The sequence below is a fragment of the Shigella sp. FC1661 genome (assembly GCF_001712525.1).
Classification (GTDB): Bacteria; Pseudomonadota; Gammaproteobacteria; order Enterobacterales; family Enterobacteriaceae; genus Escherichia; species Escherichia coli.
Map to the genome: position 1 here is coordinate 1 of NZ_MDGW01000050.1, position 10512 is coordinate 10512.

General features: G+C 50.4%; 7 protein-coding genes and 3 pseudogenes. 7 read left to right on the forward strand and 3 right to left on the reverse strand.

Annotated features, from left to right (window positions below; all coding sequences use genetic code 11):
- Positions 1–124 (reverse strand): hypothetical protein (locus tag BFF42_RS27515; protein WP_227894989.1); only part of this gene is annotated, 124 nt, incomplete at its 3' end.
- 211 nt (positions 125–335) lie between these two features.
- On the opposite strand from BFF42_RS27515, the gene kup reads away from it, so the two are divergent.
- From kup to rbsR, 7 genes and pseudogenes are all read left to right on the forward strand, one after another.
- A complete protein-coding gene (gene kup, locus BFF42_RS03935) occupies positions 336–2204 on the forward strand; it encodes a low affinity potassium transporter Kup (RefSeq protein ID WP_000102317.1) in 1869 nt (622 codons plus the stop codon).
- A gap of 163 nt (positions 2205–2367) precedes the next feature.
- On the forward strand, positions 2368–2787 hold the full coding sequence (rbsD, locus tag BFF42_RS03940; RefSeq protein WP_000715936.1) for a D-ribose pyranase: 420 nt from the start codon (positions 2368–2370) through the stop codon (positions 2785–2787).
- Positions 2788–2794: 7 nt separating this feature from the next.
- Positions 2795–4264: pseudogene (gene rbsA, locus BFF42_RS03945) on the forward strand (ribose ABC transporter ATP-binding protein RbsA).
- A gap of 4 nt (positions 4265–4268) precedes the next feature.
- A pseudogene (rbsC, locus tag BFF42_RS03950) lies at positions 4269–5223 on the forward strand (ribose ABC transporter permease).
- 24 nt (positions 5224–5247) lie between these two features.
- Positions 5248–6134 (forward strand): annotated as a pseudogene (rbsB, locus tag BFF42_RS03955) (ribose ABC transporter substrate-binding protein RbsB).
- Positions 6135–6259: 125 nt separating this feature from the next.
- Entirely contained in the window at positions 6260–7189 is a 930-nt protein-coding gene (gene rbsK / locus BFF42_RS03960; RefSeq protein ID WP_012421436.1) for a ribokinase, read from the forward strand.
- A gap of 3 nt (positions 7190–7192) precedes the next feature.
- Positions 7193–8185, forward strand: coding sequence for a ribose operon transcriptional repressor RbsR (gene rbsR / locus BFF42_RS03965; protein WP_000224501.1), 993 nt, complete (start codon positions 7193–7195; stop codon positions 8183–8185).
- On the opposite strand, the gene mdtD is transcribed toward rbsR, so the two are convergent.
- Entirely contained in the window at positions 8151–9578 is a 1428-nt protein-coding gene (gene mdtD, locus BFF42_RS03970) for a multidrug transporter subunit MdtD (RefSeq protein WP_001280815.1), read from the reverse strand. The genes rbsR and mdtD overlap by 35 nt on opposite strands.
- A 22-nt stretch (positions 9579–9600) precedes the next feature.
- On the reverse strand, positions 9601–10293 hold the full coding sequence (locus BFF42_RS03975) for a FadR/GntR family transcriptional regulator (RefSeq protein WP_001131181.1): 693 nt from the start codon (positions 10291–10293) through the stop codon (positions 9601–9603).
- Positions 10294–10512: the final 219 nt, after the last annotated feature.

Sequence of the window (10512 nt, forward strand, 5' to 3'; positions counted from 1 at the left end):
GGCAACGAGAGATGAGTTCGGGGTCGAGGTAATCCCCCAGAGAAGTCAGTGGGTTACGCAGAGAATCGTAACGGGATACCAGATCAAGAGCCTGTCCAATGTGCATAAAAAAATCCGGAAACAAGTGAGCGTTTCCGGATTCTTACACAGCCACTGGATCGGTCAACTGATCCTTAACTGATCGGCATTACTCAAAGGGGGGGTATTTTTCTTTGAGCCAGGTTAATGTGGCCGCATTTAGGAGTACGATTTTGCCGTTAATCGTGCATACTGTGCGCTTTTTTGTGGGCCAAGGGACTAAGCACACATTTCATATTTCAACGAAAGACTAGTCTATGAGCACTGATAATAAGCAATCATTGCCCGCGATTACCCTCGCGGCGATTGGAGTTGTCTACGGCGATATTGGTACCAGCCCGTTATATACACTTCGTGAATGTTTGTCCGGCCAGTTTGGTTTTGGCGTTGAACGCGATGCCGTGTTTGGCTTTTTATCGCTGATCTTCTGGCTGCTAATCTTTGTGGTTTCCATTAAATATCTCACCTTCGTGATGCGGGCAGATAACGCCGGTGAGGGGGGGATCCTGACGTTGATGTCGCTTGCCGGGCGTAATACGTCGGCACGAACCACATCAATGCTGGTGATTATGGGGCTAATCGGCGGCAGCTTTTTCTATGGTGAAGTCGTCATAACACCCGCTATTTCGGTGATGTCAGCCATTGAAGGTCTGGAAATCGTCGCCCCGCAGCTGGATACCTGGATAGTTCCCCTCTCAATTATCGTTCTCACTTTATTATTTATGATTCAAAAACATGGCACGGCTATGGTCGGTAAGCTGTTTGCGCCGATCATGCTGACCTGGTTTTTGATTCTGGCAGGACTGGGGTTACGTAGCATTATTGCTAACCCGGAAGTGCTGCATGCGCTGAATCCAATGTGGGCGGTGCATTTCTTCCTTGAATACAAAACGGTTTCTTTTATTGCATTAGGGGCAGTGGTGTTGTCGATTACGGGGGTCGAGGCGCTGTATGCTGATATGGGGCACTTTGGTAAGTTCCCTATTCGCCTGGCGTGGTTCACCGTCGTATTACCTTCCTTGACCCTTAATTACTTCGGTCAGGGGGCGCTGTTGTTAAAGAACCCGGAAGCGATTAAGAACCCGTTCTTCCTGTTGGCACCGGACTGGGCGCTGATCCCGCTGCTGATCATCGCCGCACTGGCGACGGTAATTGCCTCGCAGGCGGTTATCTCTGGCGTCTTCTCATTGACGCGTCAGGCGGTACGTCTGGGATATTTGTCGCCGATGCGCATTATTCACACCTCCGAAATGGAGTCAGGGCAAATCTATATTCCGTTTGTGAACTGGATGCTCTATGTCGCGGTCGTGATTGTGATTGTCAGCTTTGAGCACTCCAGCAACCTGGCGGCGGCGTACGGGATTGCGGTGACCGGAACCATGGTGCTGACGTCTATTCTCTCGACTACCGTGGCACGTCAGAACTGGCACTGGAATAAGTATTTTGTTGCGCTGATCCTGATTGCTTTCCTTTGTGTCGATATTCCATTGTTCACCGCTAACCTCGATAAACTGCTCTCCGGCGGTTGGTTGCCATTGAGCCTCGGTACGGTGATGTTTATCGTGATGACCACCTGGAAGAGCGAGCGTTTCCGCTTGCTGCGGCGGATGCATGAACATGGTAACTCTCTGGAAGCGATGATTGCTTCGCTGGAGAAATCACCGCCTGTTCGCGTGCCCGGGACCGCGGTGTATATGTCGCGTGCAATCAACGTCATTCCCTTTGCGCTGATGCATAACCTTAAACATAACAAGGTATTGCATGAGCGGGTGATTTTGTTAACTCTGCGTACCGAAGACGCGCCATATGTCCATAATGTCCGTCGGGTACAGATTGAACAACTGTCGCTCACTTTCTGGCGCGTGGTGGCAAGTTATGGTTGGCGAGAAACGCCAAACGTGGAAGAAGTTTTCCACCGCTGCGGTCTGGAAGGATTAAGTTGCCGGATGATGGAAACCTCCTTCTTTATGTCGCATGAGTCGTTGATCCTCGGCAAACGCCCGTGGTATTTGCGTCTGCGCGGCAAGCTGTACTTGCTGCTGCAACGTAATGCGCTGCGTGCACCAGATCAATTTGAAATCCCGCCAAACAGGGTTATCGAACTGGGTACTCAGGTCGAAATCTAACGCCAGACGCCTCCTTTCTCCATAAGGGGGCGTTTTTGTTTTCATGGTTAATCACCATGTAAAACGTTTCGAGGTTGATCACATTTCCGTAACGTCACGATGGTTTTCCCAACTCAGTCAGGATTAAACTGCGGGTCAGAACGTTCGTCTGATGGAGAAAAAAATGAAAAAAGGCACCGTTCTTAATTCTGATATTTCATCGGTGATCTCCCGTCTGGGACATACCGATACGCTGGTGGTGTGTGATGCTGGTTTACCCATCCCCAAAAGTACAACGCGTATCGATATGGCATTAACCCAGGGTGTACCTTCTTTTATGCAGGTGCTGGGCGTCGTTACAAATGAAATGCAGGTCGAGGCTGCCATTATCGCGGAAGAGATCAAACAACATAATCCGCAACTCCACGAAACGTTGCTCACTCACCTTGAGCAGCTGCAAAAACACCAGGGAAATACCATTGAAATTCGTTACACCACGCATGAACAATTCAAACAACAAACCGCAGAAAGTCAGGCGGTAATTCGCAGCGGAGAATGTTCTCCGTATGCGAATATCATTCTCTGTGCTGGCGTGACGTTCTGAGGCCGTCATGGAAGCATTACTTCAGCTTAAAGGCATCGATAAAGCCTTCCCGGGCGTAAAAGCCCTCTCGGGCGCTGCGTTAAATGTCTATCCGGGCCGCGTGATGGCGCTGGTGGGCGAAAACGGCGCGGGTAAATCCACCATGATGAAAGTGCTTACTGGTATCTATGCTCGCGATGCCGGCACGCTTTTATGGCTGGGGAAAGAAACGACATTTACCGGGCCGAAATCTTCCCAGGAAGCCGGGATTGGGATTATCCATCAGGAACTGAACCTGATCCCGCAGTTGACCATTGCCGAAAACATTTTCCTCGGTCGTGAGTTTGTTAATCGCTTTGGCAAAATTGACTGGAAAACCATGTATGCCGAAGCGGATAAATTGCTGGCTAAACTTAACCTGCGCTTTAAAAGCGACAAGCTGGTGGGCGATCTTTCCATCGGTGACCAGCAAATGGTTGAAATCGCCAAAGTGCTGAGCTTTGAGTCGAAAGTCATCATTATGGATGAACCGACCGATGCGCTGACCGATACCGAAACAGAATCCCTGTTCCGCGTCATCCGCGAACTAAAATCGCAAGGCCGCGGTATTGTCTATATCTCCCACCGCATGAAAGAAATCTTCGAGATTTGCGATGCCGTTACCGTTTTTCGTGACGGGCAATTTATTGCTGAGCGCGAAGTGGCATCACTGACCGAAGATTCGCTGATTGAGATGATGGTGGGTCGCAAGCTGGAAGATCAATATCCACACCTGGACAAAGCGCCGGGAGATATCCGCCTGAAAGTCGATAATCTCTGCGGACCTGGCGTTAACGATGTCTCTTTTACTTTACGCAAAGGCGAAATTCTTGGCGTCTCTGGTTTGATGGGCGCAGGTCGTACCGAACTGATGAAAGTGCTCTACGGCGCACTACCGCGCACCAGCGGTTACGTCACCCTGGATGGGCATGAAGTCGTTACCCGTTCACCGCAGGATGGCCTGGCAAACGGCATTGTGTATATCTCCGAAGACCGTAAACGTGACGGTTTAGTGTTGGGCATGTCAGTAAAAGAGAACATGTCGCTGACAGCGCTGCGCTACTTCAGCCGCGCTGGCGGCAGTTTGAAGCATGCCGATGAACAGTAGGCTGTGAGTGATTTCATTCGTCTGTTTAATGTGAAAACACCGTCGATGGAACAGGCAATTGGTCTGCTTTCCGGTGGCAATCAGCAAAAAGTGTTGATCCTTGATGAACCTACCCGTGGCGTAGATGTCGGCGCGAAAAAAGAGATCTATCAACTGATTAACCAGTTCAAAGCCGATGGCTTGAGCATCATTCTGGTATCATCGGAGATGCCAGAAGTATTAGGCATGAGCGATCGCATCATCGTCATGCATGAAGGGCATCTCAGCGGGGAATTTACTCGTGAGCAGGCCACCCAGGAAGTGTTAATGGCTGCCGCTGTGGGCAAGCTTAATCGCGTGAATCAGGAGTAAAAAAATGACAACCCAGACTGTCTCTGGTCGCCGTTATTTCACGAAAGCGTGGCTGATGGAGCAGAAATCGCTTATCGCTCTGCTGGTGCTGATCGCGATTGTCTCGACGTTAAGCCCGAACTTTTTCACCATCAATAACTTATTCAATATTCTCCAGCAAACCTCGGTGAACGCCATTATGGCGGTCGGGATGACGCTGGTGATCCTGACGTCGGGCATCGACTTGTCTGTAGGTTCTCTGTTGGCGCTAACCGGCGCAGTTGCTGCATCTATCGTCGGCATTGAAGTCAATGCGCTGGTGGCTGTCGCTGCTGCTCTCGCGTTAGGTGCCGCAATTGGTGCGGTAACCGGGGTGATTGTAGCGAAAGGTCGCGTTCAGGCGTTTATCGCTACGCTGGTTATGATGCTTTTACTGCGCGGCGTGACCATGGTTTATACCAACGGTAGCCCAGTGAATACCGGCTTTACTGAGAACGCCGATCTGTTTGGCTGGTTTGGTATTGGTCGTCCGCTGGGCGTACCGACGCCAGTCTGGATCATGGGGATTGTCTTCCTCGCGGCCTGGTACATGCTGCATCACACGCGTCTGGGGCGTTACATCTACGCGCTGGGCGGCAACGCGTCTTTCTGGTATCAACGTCAATAAAATCAAAATCATCGTCTATTCTCTTTGTGGTCTGCTGGCATCGCTGGCCGGGACCATTGAAGTGGCGCGTCTCTCCTCCGCACAACCCACGGCGGGGACTGGCTATGAGCTGGATGCTATTGCTGCGGTGGTTCTGGGCGGTACGAGTCTGGCGGGCGGAAAAGGTCGCATTGTTGGGACGTTGATCGGCGCATTAATTCTTGGCTTCCTTAATAATGGATTGAATTTGTTAGGTGTTTCCTCCTATTACCAGATGATCGTCAAAGCGGTGGTGATTTTGCTGGCGGTGCTGGTAGACAACAAAAAGCAGTAATAACGACTACAGGACATCTTGAATATGAACATGAAAAAACTGGCTACCCTGGTTTCCGCTGTTGCGCTAAGCGCCACCGTCAGTGCGAATGCGATGGCAAAAGACACCATCGCGCTGGTGGTCTCCACGCTTAACAACCCGTTCTTTGTATCGCTGAAAGATGGCGCGCAGAAAGAGGCGGATAAGCTTGGCTATAACCTGGTGGTGCTGGACTCCCAGAACAACCCGGCGAAAGAGCTGGCGAACGTGCAGGACTTAACCGTTCGCGGCACCAAAATTCTGCTGATTAACCCGACCGACTCCGACGCAGTAGGTAATGCTGTGAAGATGGCTAACCAGGCGAACATCCCGGTTATCACTCTTGACCGCCAGGCAACGAAAGGTGAAGTGGTGAGCCACATTGCTTCTGATAACGTACTGGGTGGCAAAATCGCCGGTGATTACATCGCGAAGAAAGCGGGTGAAGGTGCCAAAGTTATCGAGCTGCAAGGCATTGCTGGTTCATCCGCAGCCCGTGAACGTGGCGAAGGCTTCCAGCAGGCCGTTGCTGCTCACAAGTTTAATGTTCTTGCCAGCCAGCAGATTTTGATCGCACTAAAGGTTTGAACGTAATGCAGAACCTGTTGACCGCTCATCCGGATGTTCAGGCTGTATTCGCGCAGAATGATGAAATGGCGCTGGGCGCGCTGCGCGCACTGCAAACTGCCGGTAAATCGGATGTGATGGTCGTCGGATTTGACGGTACACCGGATGGCGAAAAAGCGGTGAATGATGGCAAACTAGCAGCGACTATCGCTCAGCTACCCGATCAGATTGGCGCGAAAGGCGTCGAAACCGCAGATAAAGTGCTGAAAGGCGAGAAAGTTCAGGCTAAGTATCCGGTTGATCTGAAACTGGTTGTTAAGCAGTAGTTTTAATCAGGTTGTATGACCTGATGGTGACATAAATACGTCATCGACAGATGAACGTGTAATATAAAGAAAAGCAGGGCACGCGCCACCCTAACACGGTGGCGCATTTTATGGACATCCCGAATATGCAAAACGCAGGCAGCCTCGTTGTTCTTGGCAGCATTAATGCTGACCACATTCTTAATCTTCAATCTTTTCCTACTCCAGGCGAAACCGTAACCGGTAACCACTATCAGGTTGCATTTGGCGGCAAAGGCGCGAATCAGGCTGTGGCTGCTGGGCGTAGCGGTGCGAATATCGCGTTTATTGCCTGTACGGGTGATGACAGCATTGGTGAGAGCGTTCGCCAGCAGCTCGCCACTGATAACATTGATATTACTCCGGTCAGCGTGATCAAAGGTGAATCAACAGGTGTGGCGCTGATTTTTGTTAATGGCGAAGGTGAGAATGTCATCGGTATTCATGCCGGCGCTAATGCTGCCCTTTCCCCGGCGCTGGTGGAAGCGCAACGTGAGCGTATTGCCAACGCGTCAGCATTATTAATGCAGCTGGAATCACCACTCGAAAGTGTGATGGCAGCGGCGAAAATCGCCCATCAAAATAAGACTATCGTTGCGCTTAACCCGGCTCCGGCTCGCGAACTTCCTGACGAACTGCTGGCGCTGGTGGACATTATTACGCCAAACGAAACGGAAGCAGAAAAGCTCACCGGTATTCGTGTTGAAAATGATGAAGATGCAGCGAAGGCGGCGCAGGTACTGCATGAAAAAGGTATCCGTACTGTACTGATTACTTTAGGAAGTCGTGGTGTATGGGCTAGCGTGAATGGTGAAGGTCAGCGCGTTCCTGGATTCCGGGTGCAGGCTGTCGATACCATTGCTGCCGGAGATACCTTTAACGGCGCGTTAATCACGGCGTTGCTGGAAGAAAAACCATTGCCAGAGGCGATTCGGTTTGCCCATGCTGCAGCTGCGATTGCCGTAACACGTAAAGGCGCACAACCTTCCGTACCGTGGCGTGAAGAGATCGACGTATTTTTAGACAGGCAGAGGTGACGCTTGGCTACAATGAAAGATGTTTCCCGCCTGGCGGGCGTTTCTACCTCAACAGTTTCTCACGTTATCAATAAAGATCGCTTCGTCAGTGAAGCGATTACCGCCAAAGTTGAAGCGGCGATTAAAGAACTCAATTACGCGCCATCAGCCCTGGCGCGTAGCCTCAAACTCAATCAAACACATACCATTGGCATGTTGATCACTGCCAGTACCAATCCTTTCTATTCAGAACTGGTGCGTGGCGTTGAACGCAGCTGCTTCGAACGCGGTTATAGTCTCGTCCTTTGCAATACCGAAGGCGATGAACAGCGGATGAATCGCAATCTGGAAACGCTGATGCAAAAACGCGTTGATGGCTTGCTGTTACTGTGCACCGAAACGCATCAACCTTCGCGTGAAATCATGCAACGTTATCCGACAGTGCCTACTGTGATGATGGACTGGGCTCCGTTCGATGGCGACAGCGATCTTATTCAGGATAACTCGTTGCTGGGCGGAGACTTAGCAACGCAATATCTGATCGATAAAGGTCATACCCGTATCGCCTGTATTACCGGTCCGCTGGATAAAACTCCGGCGCGCCTGCGGTTGGAAGGTTATCGGGCGGCGATGAAACGTGCGGGTCTCAACATTCCTGATGGCTATGAAGTCACTGGTGATTTTGAATTTAACGGCGGGTTTGACGCCATGCGCCAACTGTTATCACATCCGCTGCGTCCTCAGGCCGTCTTTACCGGAAATGACGCTATGGCTGTTGGCGTTTACCAGGCGTTATATCAGGCAGAGTTACAGGTTCCGCAGGATATCGCGGTGATTGGCTATGACGATATCGAACTGGCAAGCTTTATGACGCCACCATTAACCACTATCCACCAACCGAAAGATGAACTGGGGGAGCTGGCGATTGATGTACTCATCCATCGGATAACCCAGCCGACCCTTCAGCAACAACGATTACAACTTACTCCGATTCTGATGGAACGCGGTTCGGCTTAGATTTACGCTGTCTTTTGATCAAATTATTACCATCGGTTGTTTTCAGAAGCATGAACATTGCTGCTGAAGCAACAGTAATAATGCCCATCGTGATAAACGTATAGTGGAATTGTTCGACAGTCGTTGTGCCTTCCATCCCTTTATAAACGCGAAGGACGGCCGCACTTACAGCAACGCCTAAACTAATCGACAGTTGCTGCGTGACCGCCAGAACACTGTTACCGCTGCTGGCGTTGTCATCGGTCAGATCGGCAAGTGTGATGGTATTCATCGCGGTAAATTGCGTCGACATAGCCATCCCTAATATAAACAACGGCAAGATCAGCATCCATATCGCCATTGCCGGTGATTGCAAAGAGAACTGAGCGATCATTAGCCCAATAATCACCGTGATCCCCACTAACGTATGGCGATAGCCCAGACGACGTAAGACTTGGGTAACCATCGATTTTGCAATAATGGAACCTAACGCTGTCGGTGCCATCATACAGCCGGCAATAAACGCCTGATAACCAAATCCTACCTGTAACATCAATGGCATAAGGAACGGTACACTACCGGTCCCCAGACGGGTTGCAATATTGCCTACGATACCGATCGAGAAAGTGCGGGTTTTAAATAAATCTAATGAAATTAATGGGTTTGGCGTGTGTCGCGCATGGAGAATATAGAGAAGCAGTAACCCGATGCTGGTGACAATTACCGTCAAGGCAATCCAGCTGGCGACAATCTTTTCCCCGAATAGCTCTATTCCGCTTGAGAAGAGAACAAGGCTGAGGCCAAACAGCAAAAAGCCAGTGATATCGAATCTGCGTCGTGCGGTGGTGAAATTGGGCATATGTTTGCGCGCGTAAAGAAGGCCCGCAATACCTATGGGGATATTGATTAAAAATATCCAGTGCCAGGTTGCCCAGGTGACCAGCACGCCGCCAAGAACGGGGCCTAAAATTGGCCCCACCAGACCCGGCATGGCGACAAAATTCAATACAGGAAGAAGTTCATTACGAGGATAAGCACGCAGTAAGGCCAGCCGAGCAACAGGCATCATCATTGCGCCGCCTATCCCCTGAATAACCCGGAAGACAACCAGCTGTGGTAGCGAATTAGAAAGTGCGCAGGCCAGAGAACCCAACGTGAACAGACTCACGGCAAGGGTAAAAATGCGACGCGTACCGAAGCGATCGGCTAGCCATCCGCTTACCGGAATAAACATCGCCACCGTCAGCGTATAACTGATGATGGCTGATTGCATTGCGAGAGGAGAACGATTAAGGCTATGAGCGATTGCGGGTAAGGCGGTATTCAGAATAGTGGCATCAAGTGCCTGCATGAAGAAGGCCATCGCCGCGATCCACGGCAAACCCGCCATACTACGCTTCTTTTTATCGCTCATTCAATGTCCTGTTATCGGGTTATCACTTATCAGGTGAGCGTAGCAGCGCCTGACAAGCTTTAAATGCCGCGTCGCCATCGCTTTGGATAATCGCATCGACAATCGCCTGGTGCAGATCCAGCTTTATCACTGTGTCGCTGGTAATTGACGTGAAGTAAGTGTGATAAACCGAATGGAATAGCGAGGCGAATGAGGTCAAAAACGGATTGGCGCTCATTTCATAGATATGCTCATGCCAGGCCATATCGACTTCGATCCAGCGTTCACGGCGAAAGTTCTTTTTTAATGCCGCCATTTCGGCCATTAACGTATTGAGATGCGCCTTCTGTTCCGCGGTGCCAACCGTTGCTGCCAGTAGGCAGGCTTGCGGCTCCAGACAGATACGCATAACCAGAAAGTGATCGATGACCTGATGAAAGTTCTCTTCTGTCATCCACCAGGTAAGCAATTCCTGATCAAGAAAATTCCAGTTTGATTGTGGCATGACCCGGGTACCAATTCGCGGTCGCGGTAAAACCATCCCTTTTGCCGTTAACGTTTTGACCGCTTCGCGTACCGCTGTACGACTCACTCCAAATTGCTCGCCCAGCTCAATCTCACTAGGCAAAATGGTGCCGGGTTCATATTCACCTTTTAAGATGCGTTGCGCCAGCTTCTCAGCCAGAACATACGAAAGGTTTTTCTGTGCAGCTAACTGTTGTGCGCTTAAAGGCATTACTAATCTTCCTTTTTCTTTTTATTCCTCCTTAGTATGCCACCAGGAAGTGTGATTACGGTTGCAAAAACGGCAAATTGCTTGTTTTATGGCACATTAACGGGGCTTTTGCTGAAAAAGTGCGCGGTCAGAAAATTATTTTAAATTTCCTCTTGTCAGGCCGGAATAACTCCCTATAATGCGCCACCACTGACACGGAACAACGGCAAACACGCCGCC

Excerpts from the sequence above, each read along its gene's own strand:
- kup (WP_000102317.1), top strand. The coding sequence starts at position 336 with ATGAGCACTGATAATAAGCAATCATTGCCCGCGATTACCCTCGCGGCG.
- rbsD (WP_000715936.1), top strand. The coding sequence starts at position 2,368 with ATGAAAAAAGGCACCGTTCTTAATTCTGATATTTCATCGGTGATCTCC.
- rbsK (WP_012421436.1), top strand. The coding sequence starts at position 6,260 with ATGCAAAACGCAGGCAGCCTCGTTGTTCTTGGCAGCATTAATGCTGAC.
- mdtD (WP_001280815.1), bottom strand. The coding sequence starts at position 9,578 with ATGAGCGATAAAAAGAAGCGTAGTATGGCGGGTTTGCCGTGGATCGCG.
- BFF42_RS03975 (WP_001131181.1), bottom strand. The coding sequence starts at position 10,293 with ATGCCTTTAAGCGCACAACAGTTAGCTGCACAGAAAAACCTTTCGTAT.